The following is a 14,445-nucleotide window of genomic DNA, read 5'->3' as shown; positions in this document are numbered from 1 at the left end:
GGTTTTGCTGGGGCTGGCGGTGTTCCTTTGTGGAAGTTGAGCGGTTGGGGGATCCGTTCAAGGGGTTTCTTTTGCAGCTCGGGGGCAAGCTGGGGCTGCCCAGCGAGAGGGATGGTCCGTACCTGCTCCTGAGGGGCCTGGTTCGCCTGCTCAACTATGAAGTCACCCAAGAACTCTTGAAGCAGGCTAAGGGAGGGCGAGGAAGGAGTTTTGGGTAAAGCCCTGGTGCTCACCCCTCCCTGGTTTGCCCCCTTCCTTGTCTTCCTGGCCCAGTGGCGAGGCAAGGTCTGGTATAAGGAGCTTTTTAACCGCTCCCAGGATGGCCTGGCCACCGCCCTAGCAGCCCTGGCCTGGCAGTTCTTCCAGCAGAACCCCGTCTACCTGGGTCCCTGGAATGTGTCGGCAGGGGTGGGCATCGCCACCGCTTCCCTGGCTTTTTTTGCAGTCAACACCACCCTGGTGACCACCGCCATTCACCTCGCCAACAAAGTTACTTGGCGTGAAGCCTGGCGGAGAAACTTCAGCTGGCTTGCTCTTAGCTACCTCCTCCTCTCCCCCATCGCCCTCCTCCTGGCCCGGGCCTATGAAACGCCCCTCCTGGGCAACTGGGGCGGGTGGACGGTGCTCTTCTTCCTCATCCCCCTTTACTACAGCCGCTTCTACTGGGACGAGAAGGTGCGTCTGGAAGCGGCCTTTGACGCCACCCTGGAAACCCTCATGCACGCCCTCGAGGCCAAGGACCCCCAGACCCGCCTCCACTCCGAGCGCGTGGCCGAGATCGCCCGGGACCTAGCCCGGAAGGTCAAGAACGGGGATGAAGCCTACGCCCAGGCCGTCTACCGGGCAGCCCGGCTCCACGATATCGGCAAGATCGGCATCCCCGAGTTCGTCCTCCTGAAGCCTGGCCCCCTCAGCCCCGCAGAGCGCGAAGCCATAGAAAAGCACCCCGAGTTCGGAGCGGAGATGCTGAAGCCCGGGGCCAAGGTGGCCTTTGAGCCCCTGGTCTACAACATCATCCTCTACCACCACGAGCGCTGGGACGGCCGGGGCTACCCAAAGCGGCTCGCCGGGCACGAGATCCCCGAGGAGGCCCGCATTGTGGGCCTGGCCGACGCCTACGAGGCCATGACCGCGGGCCGCCCCTACCGCAAGGCCAAATCCCCGGAGGAGGCGCTCAGGGAAGTCCAGGAGATGTCCGGCATCCAGTTTGACCCCCGGCTGGTGGAGGCCTTCATAGAGCTCTGGCAGGAAGACCCCCTCTGGCGCGACCGGGAAGCCTACCTCAAGGCCAAAGCGGGAAAGGAGGGATCCGTATCACGCTTTATCTTGCCGCCGCTCTCTTCGCCCTGGGCCTCGCCCTCGCCCTCGGAGTCCGGCCAAGGGACCTCGGAGGAATAGAGCTAAAGGCGGCCTGGGCCTTCCTCCTGGCGGCTCTCCTCGAGGGGGGCCTGGCCTACGGCACCTACCGGGGCCTCTTCCCCCCCGGGGTGGCGGGCCCCCTGGCCAAGGTTCTGGTCCTTCTCCTGGTGGGCTACGGCCTCCTCCAGAACCGCCACCTGAAAAGCCTCTACCTGGTCCTCCTGGGCCTCTTCCTCAACACCCTGGTCATCTTCGCCAACGGGGGGCACATGCCCGTGAGCCTCACCGCCCTGGAGAAGGCGGGCCTGGGGGGGCTGGAGGATTTTCTGCGGGAAAAGCGGGACGCGGTGCACACCCTTCTGGACGAAACCACCCGCCTTCCCTTCCTGGGAGACGTGATCCCTCTACCCCCCTTGCGGAAGGTCATCAGCCCGGGGGACATCCTGATCCTCCTGGGCATCATGGGGGTGGTGGTGGAAGGAGCCCTGAGGGTAGGAGGCCTCCACCTTTCCCTGCGCCAGGCGGCCCTCAGGGTCCTCGGCTACCTCCTTTTGGTGCTTTTTCTCCTGGCCTGGCGGGCCTAGAGGCCTTCCGGTGTAGTGTATATTCCTGTTGGGGTCATACCCCTGACCGGAGGCAATATGGCGTACCGCATCTGCTTGATTGAGGGGGACGGGATCGGCCACGAGGTGGTGCCCGCAGCCAGGAGGGTCTTGGAGGCCACTGGGCTTCCCTTGGAGTTTGTGGAAGCGGAGGCAGGCTGGGAGACCTTTGAGCGAAGAGGGGTTTCGGTCCCCGAGGAAACCGTGGAGAAGATCCTCTCCTGCCACGCCACCCTCTTCGGGGCCGCCACCAGCCCCACCCGCAAGGTGCCGGGCTTCTTTGGGGCCATCCGCTACCTGCGGCGCAGGCTGGACCTCTACGCCAACGTGCGCCCCGCCAAGAGCCGCCCCATCCCCCAAAGCCGCCCCGGGGTGGACCTCATCATCGTGCGGGAGAACACCGAAGGGCTTTACGTGGAGCAGGAAAGGCGCTATCTGGACGTGGCCATCGCCGACGCGGTCATCTCCAAGAAGGCCAGCGAGCGCATCGGCCGGGTAGCCTTGAAGATCGCCGAAGGCCGCCCCTGCAAGACCCTCCACATCGCCCACAAGGCCAACGTCCTCCCCGTGACCCAGGGGCTTTTCCTGGACACGGTGAAGGAGGCGGCTCGGGATTTCCCCTTGGTCAACGTCCAAGACATCATCGTGGACAACTGCGCCATGCAGCTCGTCATGCGCCCTGAGCGCTTTGACGTCATCGTCACCACCAACCTTCTGGGGGACATCCTCTCGGACCTCACCGCCGGGCTGGTGGGAGGTCTCGGCCTGGCCCCCTCCGCCAACATCGGGGACACCACGGCGGTCTTTGAGCCGGTGCACGGCTCCGCCCCCGACATCGCCGGCAAGGGCATCGCCAACCCCACGGCCACCATCCTCTCCGCCGCCATGATGCTGGACTACCTGGGCGAGCGGGAGGTGGCCAGGAAGGTGGAGCGGGCTGTGGACCTGGTCCTGGAAAAGGGCCCCCGCACCCCGGACCTGGGGGGCGAGGCCACCACGGAGACCTTCACCCAGGCGGTGATAGAGGCGCTGAAGGCCCTTTAAGTGGCCACCCATTGCTTTTGGGTATAGAAAGCCTTCTTGGGCTCTAGCACACCCTTTTGGGGCCCCCACCGTGGCTTTCGCCGCGGTGGGGCACTTACCCGGGAAGCCCCTTCCCCCTCCCCAGCCCCTGGGGAGGGATGGTTCGCTTTAGACCCTGGGACGTAGAGGGCAACTCCTGGACCTCTACCCACATCGCCGTAAAAGCGGTATATACTTCAGGCAGGTTCGCTATGCTTCGGGATTAGGTGGGGTTCTCGCCGTGAAAGGAAGGAGGCGCCGTGTTTTCAAGTTTTAGCAGGCTATTCAAACCTCGGGTGGAGGCCCTGGGGCTGGAGATCGGGGCGGGGAGCCTCAAGCTGGTGGAGCTTTCCGGCTACCCCCCGGCCCTCAAGGCCCTGGCCGCCCGGCCCCTGCCCCCAGGAACCCTGGTGGAAGGGGTGGTGGTGGAGCCTAACGCGCTCAGCCAGGAGATCCGGGAACTCCTGGCCGAGGCCCGCACGAGGAAGCGCTATGTGGTCTCAGCCGTCCCCAACCCCAGCGTGATCCTGCGCACCCTGCAGGTGCCCAAGATGCCCCCCAAGGAGATGGAGGAGGCCGTGCGCTGGGAGGCGGAGCGCTACATCCCCTTCCCCATAGACGAGGTGGTCCTGGACTTCGCCCCCCTGGACCCCCTGGCCGAGGTGCCGGAAGGGGAGCAGGTGGAGGTCATGGTGGCGGCCGCCCGCCAGGAGGCGGTGGCCTCCCTCATAGAGGCCCTGAGGGGGGCGGGCCTCATTCCCGTTGTTCTGGACGTAAAACCCTTCGCCGGCCTCTACCCCCTGGAAGCCGAGCTCACCAGGGACCCCGAGCAGGTCACGGTCGCCGTGGAGATCGGCGCCGAGAGCACCAGCCTGGTCCTCACCAAGGGGGACCGCCCCCTGGCGGTGCGGATCCTGACCCTCTCCGGCAAGGACTTCACCGAGGCCATCGCCAAAGGCTTTGGCCTGGACCTCCTCACCGCCGAGGAGGTGAAGCGCACCTACGGCCTCGCCACCATCCCCACCGAGGACGAGGAGCTCCTCCTGGACTTTGACGTGGAGCGGGAGCGGTACAGCCCGGCCCGCATCTACGACGCCATCCGCCCGGTGCTGGTGGACCTCACCCAGGAGATCCGCCGGAGCCTGGAGTTCTTCCGGGTGCAACTGGGGGACGTGCAGCCGGAGGTGGGCTACCTTTACGGCGGGGGTAGCCGCCTCCGGGGCCTCGCCGCCCTCCTCACCGACACCCTGGGGGTGAGCTTCGTCACCCTGGACCCCTGGCAGGGCATCCAGGTGGACCCCAAGCGCTTTGACCTGGAGAAGCTAAAGGAGCTGGGCCCCGAGTTCATGGTGCCCGTGGGCCTGGCCTTGAGGGGGGTGGGTCCCCTTGATTAGGCTCAACCTCCTTCCCAAGAACCTGCGCCGCCGGGTGGAGCCCGGTTGGTGGCGGCTTGCGGCGGCCATCTTCGCCCTGGTGGTCCTGGGGACCATGGGAGTCCTCCACTACACCGCCTACACCGAGCTCACCCTGGCCAAGGGGGAGCGGGATGCCCTGAAGGCCGAGGTGGAGGCCCTCAAGCCCTTCATAGCCGAGCAGAACCGCCTCGAGGCCGAGCGGAAGGCCCTGGAAGCCCTCCTGGCCATCCGGGAGAACCTGAAGAAGGGCTTCGTCCCCTGGTCGGACTACCTGGCCGCCTTCATCGGGCAGATCCCCCGGGAGGGCGGGCGCTTCCCCGTGGCCCTGCGCTCCGTGGGGACCCAGGCCCTCTCCGAGGAGGAGGCGGACCGGCAGGCCCAAAGCGGGGCCTTTGACGGCAAGCGGGTCCGGGTGGTCTTCAACGTCCAGGGCGAGGCCCTGAACCAGGCCGCCCTGGTGCGCTTCGTCCAGGCCTTTGAGACCTCGCCCCGGTTCGGCATAGAGTTCCAGGGGGCCTCCCTGGACCCCCAAAGGGGGCTTTACACCTTCAGCGCCCGCGTGGGCGCCGTGGGAGGTGAAGAGGGTGCTCGCTAGGCTGGGACAGCGGGAGTGGGCCCTCATCGCCATGGCCCTGGTGGCGGTGGCGGCCCTCCTCTGGTACTTCTACGGCATCGTCCCCCTCCGCCAGGAAACGGAAGGGGTGCGCCAGGAGATCAACGCCCTCATCCCCGAGCGGGAGAAGGGGCGCCGGGCCCAGCGGGCCCTTCCCGAGCTCAGGGCCACCATCGCCACCCTCCAAGCGGAAAGGCAGGCCTTCCTCCGGGCCCTGCCCAAAGAGGAACGCCTAGCCCAGGTCCTCTCGGAGATCCTGGGGGAGGCCACCCGCAGCGGGGTCACGGTGCGCTCCCTGAACCGCTCCCCCACCGCGGCCCCGGTGCCGGAGGTGCGGGCGGTGAACCTGGCCCTGGCCCTCGAGGCCCCCTTCCCGGAGACCTTCACCTACCTGAGGCGCCTGGAAGCCCTCTCCCGCTTCAGCACCATCTCCGGGCTGAACCTGAGCGTGCAGGGCCAGGAGCAAAACCCCACGCTCTCCACCAGCCTGACCCTCACCCTCTACATGCTGGCCAAGGGCCTGGAGGCCCCAAGCCAGGGACAGACCCAGTCCCCGGGAGGTGAGCGGTGAAAGAGGCCCTAGCCCGTCTCCAGGCCGCCTGGAAGAACCTCCCCCAGTCCACCAAGCTCCTCCTGGCCGGGCTCCTTTTGGTGGGGGCGGTGACCCTCTGGTACGTGGGCCTCTACCTGCCCGCCCAGACCCCCCTCGAGGCCCAGCCCCCCGCGCCGGCAGTCCCGGAAACCCCCAAGGCCCTCGAGGCCCCGCCCATCCCTCCCCTGGCGGAACCCGCCCCGGCCGAGGCCCCCAAGGCGCTGGAAAAGGCCGAGGTGGCCCAGACCACCCCCAAGGCGGCAAGCCTGCCCATGCCCAAGGCCAAGCCGGAGGCCCCACCCCCCAACCCCTTCGTGCCCCTCATCGTGGCGAAAGAGGCGGCCCCGCCCGCCCCGGTCCCCACCCCTCCCGCGCCCACCGTTCCCACCCCCGTCCCCACGGGCGCCCCGGTGCGGGTGAGCGGAGGAACCCCCCTGCCCACCCCCTCCGTGCAGGGCGCCCCCAGGCCCCTGCCGGGCACCGCCGGGGCCCTGCCGGCGCCCCAGGTCCTAAGGCCCACCCCCAAGGTGGAGGTGCCCCAGGCCCGGCTGGAGCCCCCGGTGGAGGTGGCCGCCCCCGGGGGTCTGGTGGAGAGGCCCCTTCCCCAAGAAGAACCCCCCAAGGAGGCGCAAGCCCCGGCCCCACCCGCCCCCAAGAGCCCCCTGGCGGCCCTGGTGGCGGAAAAGGGGCTTAGGCTCTCGGGCACCCTCATGGGGCCCATAAGCGTGGCCATCCTGGAGAGCAAGGAAGGCTACCTGGTCCTCCCCGCAGGAAGCCCCATCCCGGGGAGCGAAGCGGTGGTGAAACGGATTGAGGGCGACCGAATCGTGCTGGCCCTGAAGGAGGAAACCTTGGAGATTCCCTTAGAAGCGGGAGGTGAACGGTGAAAGGCAAGCTTATGAAGCCCCTGATGCTGGTTCTCGCCGCCTTGAGCGTGGGCGCTCTGGCCAAGTTTCCCGACGAGCCCCGCTTCCAGGCGAAGGTGGACCTGAAGGTCTCGGAAAGCCAGGTCAAGGCCGGGCTCACCCTGCCCCTGGACGTGGTCCTCGAGGCCCTGGCCAGGAGCGTGGGCCTCCAGCCCCTCATCTACCGGGCCTACGACCCCTCCGGCGACCCCGCCAAGGCCCAGCCCCCCCTGCCCAACGTGAAGCTGGACTTCCAGGGGAAGCCCTTCCGGGAGGTGTGGGACCTCCTCTTCGCCACCTACGGGGCCCAGTTCGGGCTGGACTACCTCTTCCTGCCCCCGGACGTGGTGGTGGTGGCCCCCACCCAGGTGATCACCGCCCTGGTGGACGCCCCAAGCCGCACCGGGGCGGCGGAGAGGCGGCCCTACATCGTGGGCATCCCCGAGATCGCCTACCGGCGCACCGAGACCGACGCCCAGGGGCAGGCCCGCACCGTGGTCAACATTGAGGGCGCCAAGGCCTGGGTCCTGAACGACCTCCTGCCCTTCCTCTCCCGGGAAGCGGCCGGGATGGGCGTGAACTGGATCGTAGTGGAGGAGGGGGGCAAGCTCAAGGCCATCCTCTCCGTCCTGGCCACCCCGGAGCAGCACGCCCGCTTCTCCGACCTCCTGAAGCGGGCGGGGATTGACTTCCGCCCCCTTCCCGCTCTGGCCGAGCCCAAGCCGCGGGTGGAAAGGACCTACGCCCTCACCCACGCCACCTTCCCCGAGCTTCTCGCCTTCCTCCAGGGCCAGGTGCCCGGGGCCCAGGTGAGCGTGGTGCCCACCGACCCCAAAAAGGCGGTGGTGCTGGCCACCGAGGAGGACCACGCCCGCCTGGCCCAGCTCCTGAAGGCCGCCGACCTCCCCAAGACCGTCCGCCGGGTCTACGCCCTGCAGAACCTCACCTTTGAGGAGGCCAAAGCCCGGCTAGAACCCCTCCTGCAAAGGGAGCTCAAGGGGGCCCGCCTCGAGGCCATCCCCGGCAACCCCAAGGCCCTCCTCCTGGAGGCCACCGAGGCCGACCAGGCCCTCTTCGCCGAGCTCCTCAAGGCCGCCGACGTGGCGCCCCAGGCACCCCCGCCCCAGGCGGAGGCCACGGTGCGCAAGCTCTACCCCCTGCGCTTCGCCGACGCCGAGAAGGTGGCCCCCTTCCTGGCCCGGGAGGTGCCGGGCATCGTGGTCCAGACCGTTCCCGGCCAGCCCGTCCTCTCGGTGCGGGGCACGGCGAAGCAGCTTTCCGAGGTGGAAAGCCTCCTGGCCCAGATTGACCGGGCCCCCGAGCAAGGCCCTCCCATCTTTCAGAGGACCTTCCAGCTCTCCAACGCCAAGGCCAAGGACCTGGCCCAGGTCCTCCAGGAGGCCCTGAAGGCCAAAGCCGCGCCTTCGGCCCAGGGGCAGGGCCAGAGCGGGAACCCCACCCCCACGGCCACGGTGGTGGCCGACGAGCGTACCAACACCCTGATCGTCACCGGGACCGCCGAGGACCTGGCCCTGGTGGAGGGGCTCATCCCCAGGCTGGACCAGGCGGTGCCCCAGGTGAACCTGAGGGTGCGGATCCAGGAGGTCCAGTCCAACCTGACCCGGAGCCTGGGCCTCAAGTGGAACACCATCGCCGGGGGGAACGTGGTGGCCAGCATCCTGGACTCGGGGCTTTCCCTCATCTTTGACTCCACCCGGAGCCTGGCCGCCTTGAACATCGTGGCCACCCTGGATGCCCTCCAAAGGCAGGGGCTCTCCCGGGCCCTTAGGGACGTGAACCAGACCGTCCTCAGCAACCAGACCGCCCGGCTCCAGTCCGGGGAGACCTTCCTCATCCGCCGGGTGGTGGAGAACCGGGTGGAGCGGGTGCCCTTTGACATCGGCATCATCGTGGAGGTGACCCCGCAGATCACCGCCGACGGGCAGATCCTCCTGAACATCCGGGCGGAGGTCTCCGGCAACGTGCAGAGGAACCCCGTGGACGGGGACGTGGACCGCTTCACCAAGCAGGTGGTGACCACCACCTTAAGGGTCAGGGACGGCCAAACCGTGGTCCTGGGGGGCCTCACCTCCCAGGAGAACACCCAGACCGTCCAGGGCGTGCCCATCCTCATGGACATCCCCCTGATCGGGGAGCTCTTCAAGCAGCGCACCGGCGAGACCACGGACCGGGAGCTCCTCGTGGTCATCACCGCCGACATCCTGAAGGAGACGGCAGAAAGGCCCTGAGGGACCGGGTGAGGAGGCCGGGGTGGCTTTACCCCGGCCTCTTCCCTACAATGGGCCCATGAGGTTTCTGACCGCAGGCGAGTCCCACGGCCCCGAGCTTCTGGCCATCATTGAGGGGTTGCCCGCTGGGCTTCCCCTCACCGAGGAGGACATCAACCCCTGGCTGGAAAGGAGGCAGAAAGGCTACGGCCGGGGACGGCGCATGGTCATTGAGAAGGACCAGGTGGAGTTCCGCGCCGGGGTCAGAGCCGGGCGCACCACCGGGGCCCCCGTGGCCCTGGCCATAAGGAACGCCGACTTCAGGAACTGGGTGGAAGTGATGGACCCCGCCCCCGGCAACGAGCCCCGCAAAAGGGCCCTCACCGCCCCCAGGCCCGGCCACGCCGACCTCTCCGGGGGCCTCAAGTACGGGCACAAGGACCTGCGGGACGTGCTGGAGCGGGCCAGCGCCCGGGAAACCGCCATGCGGGTGGCCGTGGGAGCGGTGGCCATGAAGCTCCTCTCCCTCCTGGGGGTGGAGGGCGTGGGGTACGTGCTGGGCATGGCCGGGGTGTGGAGCCGGGTGCCCTTTTCCTGGGACCTCCTCGCCCGCATTGAGGCGAGCCCCGTGCGCATGACCGACCCCGAGGCCGAGGCCGAGGTGATCCGCCGCATAGACCAGGCCAAGGCCGAGGGGGACACCCTGGGGGGGGTCCTCGAGGCCCGCTTCCGCGGCCTGGTGCCGGGCCTGGGGAGCCACGTCCACTGGGACCGGAAGCTGGACGGGCGGCTGGCCCAGATGGCCATGTCCATCCCGGCGGTCAAGGGGGTGGAGATCGGCCCGGCCTTTGAGAACGCCATGAAGCGGGGCTCCGAGGTCCACGACCCCATCTTCTGGAGCCCGGAGCGGGGGTTTTACCGGGAAACCAACCGGGCAGGGGGGCTGGAAGGGGGGATGACCACGGGGGAGGAGCTGGTCATCCGGGCCGCCCTGAAGCCCATCGCCACCCTCATGAAGCCCCTCCCCACCGTGGACGTCCTGACCCACGAGCCCAAAGACGCCGCCCGGGAGAGAAGCGACACCACCGCCGTCCCCGCCGCCAGCGTCATCCTCTGCGCCCTCTCGGCCATCGTGCTGGCCCAGGCCTACCTGGAGAAGTTCGGGGGGGACACCATGGAGGAGATTCAGGAACGGGTGGAACGCTACCGGGAGAGGGTGCGCGCCTACTGATAGGATAGGCCCATGCCCCGCCTCGAGGTGCCCCGCCCCGCCACCTTCGTGAGCCTCACCGGCTTCATGGGGGTGGGCAAGAGCCGCATCGGCAGGGAGCTCTCCCGGGCCCTCATGCTCCACTTCATTGACCTGGACCGCTACATTGAGCGCCAGACGGGCATCTCCATCCCCGACATCTTCCGCCATCTGGGGGAGGAGGCCTTCCGCAGGATGGAGAAAGAGGCGGTAAGGGAGCTGGTCAAGAAGGACTACCTGGTCCTCTCCCTGGGCGGGGGCACCTTTCTGGACCCGGAAAACCGAAAGGCCCTCCTTTCCAGGGGGCCGGTGGTGGCCCTCTGGGCGAGCCCCGAGACCATCCTGGAACAGGCCACCCGCAAACCCGGGGAAAGGCCCCTTTTGCAGGTGGAAAACCCCTTGGAGCGCATCCGGACCCTCCTCCAAGCCCGCGCCCCCATCTACCGGGAGGCCCACATCCACGTCTCCACCGACGGCAGGAAGGTGGAGGAGGTGGTAGAGGAGATCCTGAACAAACTCTGGGCTTATGCCAAGAATAGAGGTCGGTAAACCCACGCCTTACCCCATCGTCATCGGGGAGGGGGTGCTGAAGGAGGTCCCCCCGCCCCAGGGCCCCACCGCCCTCCTCTACGACCAGAACGCGGAGGGTTTCGCCCAGGAGGTGGCCGAGGCCCTGGGGGTGCCCCACCGCCTGGGCCTTAAGGGGGGCGAAGGGGCCAAGACCCTCGAGGTCTATGGCCAGGTACTCTCCTGGCTGGCCCAAAGGGGCCTTCCCCGCAACGCCACCCTCCTGGTGGTGGGGGGCGGGACCCTGACCGACCTAGGGGGGTTCGTGGCCGCCACCTACCTCAGGGGCATTCCCTACCTGGCCTTTCCCACCACCACCCTGGCCGTGGTGGACGCCAGCGTGGGGGGGAAGACGGGCCTCAACCTGCCCGAGGGGAAGAACCTGGTGGGGGCCTTCCACTTCCCCAGAGGGGTCTACGCCGAGGTGGGGGCCCTCCGGACCCTCCCCGCCTTCACCTTCCGGGAAGGGCTGGTGGAGGCCTTCAAGCACGGCCTCATCGCCGGGGACGAGGCCCTTCTTGAGGTGGAGGGCCTCTCCCCGGATCACCCCTCCCTAGCGGACTACCTGGCCCGGGCGGTGGCGGTGAAGGTGGCCATCACCGAGGAGGACCCTCTAGAGCGGGGAAAGCGGCGGCTTCTCAACCTGGGCCACACCCTGGGGCACGCCCTCGAGGCCAAGACCCGCCACGCCCTCCCCCACGGGGCCGCCGTGGCCTACGGCCTCCTCTACGCCGCCCTCCTGGGCCGGGCCCTGGGGGGGGAGGACCTCGTGCCCCTGGTAAGGCGCCTCCTCCACTGGCTCTCCCCTCCCAGGCTCCCTCCCCTCACCTGGGAAGACCTCCTCCCCTACCTCCTCCGGGACAAGAAGAAGGTCTCGGAAAGCCTCCACTGGGTGGTGCCCCTGGGCCTGGGCCGCCTCGAGGTCCGCCCTCTGCCCAAGGCGCTCCTAAAGGAGGCCTTCGCCCTCTGGCAAGAGGAGCTGGCCCGCCTCGCGCTCCTCGAGGGCTAAGTGCCCGCCCTTTGGTTGCGCGACATGGGGTGCCCAAGTCGGGGCTTTTTCGGGGCCCCCACCGCGGCTTTTGCCGCGGTGGGGTACTTAAAGCCCCACCCCCACCGGCCTTAAGACCCCCCGCTTGGCCTTGCCGAAGTCCAGGGGAAAGGCCCCCACCTCCGTCCTGAGGACCACCAGGGCCAGGGGAAGGTCCTCCCCCGCAAAGGCCACCCCCTCCCCAGTGGCGAAGGCCAGGGCCCTGGGGTCCTCCGGGTGAAGCTCCAGGCGGGGCATCCTGGGCCAGGGCAGACTGGCCCCAAAGCTCAGGGCCAGGGCCTTGGCGGGCAGGAAGCGGCCCTTCTGGGCCTTGCCCAGGTAGAGCCCCGGCGCCGGGGCCTTCAGGCCGGAGAGGGCGGGAAGCTCCTCAGGCAGGAGGTAGAGGTGGCCCGCCCGCTCCCATATAGGCCCCTCCAACTCCAGGCCCGCCTCCTCCAAAAAGGCCCCTAGGGCCCGCCGGGCCTCCTGGGAAAGGGGGGGTACCCGCTCCCTGGGAGGGGTGCTGAAGGCCCCGCCCTCCCTGCAGAAGCGGGCCAGGAAGTGCCCCTCCCCCTCGAGGCGGTGGGGCCAGAGCCTGGCGGTCTTGGCCAAATCCGGGTGCCCGTCCCCCCACTCGGGCACCCCAGGGGCGAAGAGGGGGTGAAGGCGGGCCTCCTCCAGGTAAAACTCGGGGTGCGCCTTCAGGAAGTGGGCCACCACCCCTTCGTTCTCCTCCGGGGCGAAGGTGCAGGTGGAGTAGACCAGAACGCCCCCCGGCCCCACCAGGCGGGCCGCCTGGGCGAGGAGGGCCTTCTGCACCTCGCTGGCCCGCCTGGGGGCGGAGGGCCCCCAGTGGCGCGCCGCCTCCTTGTCCTTGCGAAACATCCCCTCCCCAGAGCAGGGAGCGTCCAGGAGGACCCGGTGGAAGTAGGCCCCGAAGGCCTCGGCCAGGGCCTTGGGGGGGCTTTGGGTCACGGCCACAGGGGCCCCCCACCGCTCCACGTTCTCCAAAAGCCCCCGCACCCGCCTGCCGTCCACCTCGTTGGCCAGAAGGAGCCCCTTGCCCCCCATGCGGGCGGCCAGGTGGGTGGTCTTGCCCCCCGGGGCGGCGGCCAGGTCCAGGACCCTCTCCCCGGGCCTCGGGTCCACCAGGACCCCCACCGCCTGGGCGCTGGGCTCCTGGATGTAGTAAAGCCCGGCGTAGAAGAAGGGGTGGGGGCCGGGCCGGGCCTCCTCCGGGTAGTAAAACCCCTCTGGGCACCAGGGAATAGGCCTGAGGGGCCAGGGGGAAATCCTTTGAAAGGCATCCGGGGAAAGCTTCAGGGTGTTGACCCTGAGGCCGTAGGTGCGACCTCCCTCCGTGAGGGCCTTGAGGAAAAGGGGAAACTCCGCCCCCAAGAGCTCGGCCATGCGGGAGAGAAAGGCCTTGGGCAACACCCAAGCACCCTAGCACGGCGAGAAGAGTCCCTCAAGGGCTAGGATGGAGGCGTGGCGCAGGAGGTGAGCCCGTGATCCTGGCCCTGGGCGCTGACCTGGTGGAGATCGCCCGGGTGCGGAGGCTTCTCGCCCGCCACGGGGAAAGGGCCCTAAAGCGCCTCTTCCACGAGGAGGAGCTGGCCTACGCCTTGGCCCTAAAGGACCCGGCCCCAAGCCTCGCCGCCAGGCTCGCGGCCAAGGAGGCCTTCCAGAAGTGCTGGCCGGAAAGCCTCTCCTGGAAGTCGGTCTGGGTGGGCATGGAGGGGCGAAGGCCCACCCTCCGCTTCGCCCCGGCCCTCGAGGCCGCCCTCCAGGAGCGGGGCCTCACCGCCCTCCTCACCCTGAGCCACGAGCGCACCCACGCCCTGGCGGTGGTGGCCCTGGTCAGGGCACCAGGCGGAGAATGAGGGCGTAGCGGCAAAACTCCCCCCGCCCCGCCGCCAGGGCCCCCATGACCATGTTCCAGAGCATCAGGACCACCAGGGCGAGGGCCAGAGGCACCGCCACCACCAGCCCCACCACGGTGAGGGCCAAGAGCAAGAGGGCGAGGCCGTAAAGGGTGTAGCTGATCTGCCCGTTCAGGGACTCCTTGGCGTGACCCTGGACGAAGGCGCTCTTGGGGCCCCAAAGTAGGATGGCCAGGGGAAGGAGGATCTGGCCGATGAGGAGAAAGTACCCCACGATAGGCGCCAGATGGGCCACGGCCGCCCAGGTCCGGTCTGAGTCCTGGTTTGGGGTCTGGTCCATGGGGTAAGTCTACCGGGTTTCCGCCCCTTCGCCCTCCTCTTCCCGGATGCGGATGGGCCCCTGCTTTTCCGGCCTCAGGCCGGTCTTGTCCTGGTAAAACTCCCGGATGAGGGCGAAGTCCTTGCGGATGTCCCCGGTGGGGTAAAGGTAGGCGCCGATGCCCACCTCCTTGCGGCGGTAGTCGGCGTAGCCCAGGGCGATGGGCACCCCCGCCTTCAGGGCCATGTAGTAGAAGCCCGTGCGCCAGTAAGGGGCCCGGCCCCGGGTGCCCTCCGGGGTGATGAGGATGGCGATCTCCTCCTCCCTCTTGAAGATCTCCGCCACCTGGTCCACCAGGTTGGCCCTCCGGGAGCGGTCCACGGGGATGCCCCCCAGAGCCCGCATGAGGAAGCCCAAAGGCCAGGGCTTTACCCAAAACTCCTTCCTCGCCCTCCCTTAGCCTGCTTCAAGAGTTCTTGGGTGACTTCATAGTTGAGCAGGCGAACCAGGCCCCTCAGGAGCAGGTACGGACCATCCCTCTCGCTGGGCAGCCCCAGCTTGCCCCCGAGCTGCAAAAGAAACCCCTTGAACGGATCCCCCAACCGCTCAACTTCCCAAAGGAAC

At 68.5% G+C, this 14,445-nt stretch carries 15 protein-coding genes and 2 pseudogenes; 13 read left to right on the top strand and 4 right to left on the bottom strand.

Features of this window, described 5'->3' with window-relative positions:
* The 12 genes and pseudogenes from BVI061214_RS13450 to BVI061214_RS06225 form a co-directional block, all read left to right on the top strand.
* A pseudogene (locus BVI061214_RS13450) lies at positions 1-218 on the top strand (hypothetical protein); the annotation flags it as partial.
* Entirely contained in the window at positions 211-1,398 is a 1,188-nt protein-coding gene (locus BVI061214_RS06275) for an HD-GYP domain-containing protein (protein ID WP_082333125.1), read from the top strand. The pseudogene BVI061214_RS13450 and the gene BVI061214_RS06275, both read left to right, overlap by 8 nt.
* Before the next feature lie 50 nt (positions 1,399-1,448).
* Positions 1,449-1,943, top strand: a complete 495-nt coding sequence (locus tag BVI061214_RS06270; RefSeq protein WP_053767688.1) for a DUF5317 domain-containing protein — start codon at positions 1,449-1,451, stop codon at positions 1,941-1,943.
* 57 nt (positions 1,944-2,000) lie between these two features.
* Positions 2,001-3,005 (top strand): homoisocitrate dehydrogenase, encoded by a 1,005-nt coding sequence (locus tag BVI061214_RS06265; protein ID WP_053767687.1) that lies wholly within the window; start codon positions 2,001-2,003, stop codon positions 3,003-3,005.
* A 278-nt stretch (positions 3,006-3,283) separates the two neighbouring features.
* Positions 3,284-4,417, top strand: a complete 1,134-nt coding sequence (gene pilM / locus BVI061214_RS06260) for a type IV pilus assembly protein PilM (RefSeq protein WP_053767686.1) — start codon at positions 3,284-3,286, stop codon at positions 4,415-4,417.
* Positions 4,410-5,033 (top strand): competence protein, encoded by a 624-nt coding sequence (locus BVI061214_RS06255; protein WP_053767685.1) that lies wholly within the window; start codon positions 4,410-4,412, stop codon positions 5,031-5,033. The genes pilM and BVI061214_RS06255 overlap by 8 nt, the downstream gene beginning before the upstream one ends.
* The gene (pilO, locus tag BVI061214_RS06250; protein WP_053767684.1) at positions 5,023-5,622 is read left to right on the top strand and encodes a GspMb/PilO family protein; all 600 of its coding nucleotides are present in this window, start codon (positions 5,023-5,025) and stop codon (positions 5,620-5,622) included. The genes BVI061214_RS06255 and pilO overlap by 11 nt, the downstream gene beginning before the upstream one ends.
* A complete protein-coding gene (locus BVI061214_RS06245; protein WP_053767683.1) occupies positions 5,619-6,530 on the top strand; it encodes a hypothetical protein in 912 nt (303 codons plus the stop codon). Before pilO ends, BVI061214_RS06245 begins: the two co-directional genes overlap by 4 nt.
* Positions 6,531-6,541: 11 nt before the next feature.
* Positions 6,542-8,797 (top strand): secretin N-terminal domain-containing protein, encoded by a 2,256-nt coding sequence (locus BVI061214_RS06240; RefSeq protein WP_156303300.1) that lies wholly within the window; start codon positions 6,542-6,544, stop codon positions 8,795-8,797.
* Between the two features lie 58 nt (positions 8,798-8,855).
* Positions 8,856-10,007: a chorismate synthase gene (gene aroC, locus BVI061214_RS06235; protein ID WP_053767681.1), complete on the top strand. Its 1,152-nt coding sequence runs from the start codon at positions 8,856-8,858 to the stop codon at positions 10,005-10,007.
* Positions 10,008-10,019: 12 nt separating this feature from the next.
* Positions 10,020-10,574: a shikimate kinase gene (locus tag BVI061214_RS06230; protein WP_053767680.1), complete on the top strand. Its 555-nt coding sequence runs from the start codon at positions 10,020-10,022 to the stop codon at positions 10,572-10,574.
* On the top strand, positions 10,552-11,601 hold the full coding sequence (locus tag BVI061214_RS06225) for a 3-dehydroquinate synthase (protein WP_053767679.1): 1,050 nt from the start codon (positions 10,552-10,554) through the stop codon (positions 11,599-11,601). Before BVI061214_RS06230 ends, BVI061214_RS06225 begins: the two co-directional genes overlap by 23 nt.
* 87 nt (positions 11,602-11,688) lie before the next feature.
* Here the strand turns inward: BVI061214_RS06225 and rsmF are convergent, their stop codons facing one another.
* Complete coding sequence (gene rsmF, locus BVI061214_RS06220; RefSeq protein WP_053767678.1) at positions 11,689-13,056, bottom strand: 16S rRNA (cytosine(1407)-C(5))-methyltransferase RsmF; 1,368 nt, start codon at positions 13,054-13,056, stop codon at positions 11,689-11,691.
* A gap of 71 nt (positions 13,057-13,127) precedes the next feature.
* Here rsmF and BVI061214_RS06215 point away from each other — a divergent pair, with 71 nt between their 5' ends.
* Complete coding sequence (locus BVI061214_RS06215) at positions 13,128-13,502, top strand: 4'-phosphopantetheinyl transferase superfamily protein (protein ID WP_053767677.1); 375 nt, start codon at positions 13,128-13,130, stop codon at positions 13,500-13,502.
* Here the strand turns inward: BVI061214_RS06215 and BVI061214_RS06210 are convergent.
* From BVI061214_RS06210 to BVI061214_RS13445, 3 genes and pseudogenes are all read right to left on the bottom strand, one after another.
* Positions 13,480-13,842 (bottom strand): DUF4870 domain-containing protein, encoded by a 363-nt coding sequence (locus BVI061214_RS06210; protein WP_003044344.1) that lies wholly within the window; start codon positions 13,840-13,842, stop codon positions 13,480-13,482. The genes BVI061214_RS06215 and BVI061214_RS06210 overlap by 23 nt on opposite strands.
* A 9-nt stretch (positions 13,843-13,851) precedes the next feature.
* Positions 13,852-14,268 (bottom strand): annotated as a pseudogene (locus BVI061214_RS06205) (1-acyl-sn-glycerol-3-phosphate acyltransferase); the annotation flags it as partial.
* Positions 14,250-14,445, bottom strand: a 196-nt coding sequence (locus BVI061214_RS13445; protein WP_039458661.1) for a hypothetical protein, incomplete at its 5' end; no start/stop codon positions are given. The gene BVI061214_RS13445 and the pseudogene BVI061214_RS06205, both read right to left, overlap by 19 nt.

Origin of the sequence: Thermus aquaticus (assembly GCF_001280255.1) — a bacterium.
Lineage (GTDB): Bacteria > Deinococcota > Deinococci > Deinococcales > Thermaceae > Thermus > Thermus aquaticus.
This window is presented reverse-complemented; position numbering and strand designations above follow the sequence as displayed.

What these genes read in the sequence shown, in the direction of transcription:
- BVI061214_RS06265 (WP_053767687.1), top strand. Translation starts at nt 2,001, where the DNA reads ATGGCGTACCGCATCTGCTTGATTGAGGGGGACGGGATCGGCCACGAG.
- BVI061214_RS06240 (WP_156303300.1), top strand. Translation starts at nt 6,542, where the DNA reads ATGAAGCCCCTGATGCTGGTTCTCGCCGCCTTGAGCGTGGGCGCTCTG.
- aroC (WP_053767681.1), top strand. Translation starts at nt 8,856, where the DNA reads ATGAGGTTTCTGACCGCAGGCGAGTCCCACGGCCCCGAGCTTCTGGCC.
- BVI061214_RS06230 (WP_053767680.1), top strand. Translation starts at nt 10,020, where the DNA reads ATGCCCCGCCTCGAGGTGCCCCGCCCCGCCACCTTCGTGAGCCTCACC.
- BVI061214_RS06225 (WP_053767679.1), top strand. Translation starts at nt 10,552, where the DNA reads ATGCCAAGAATAGAGGTCGGTAAACCCACGCCTTACCCCATCGTCATC.
- BVI061214_RS06210 (WP_003044344.1), bottom strand. Translation starts at nt 13,842, where the DNA reads ATGGACCAGACCCCAAACCAGGACTCAGACCGGACCTGGGCGGCCGTG.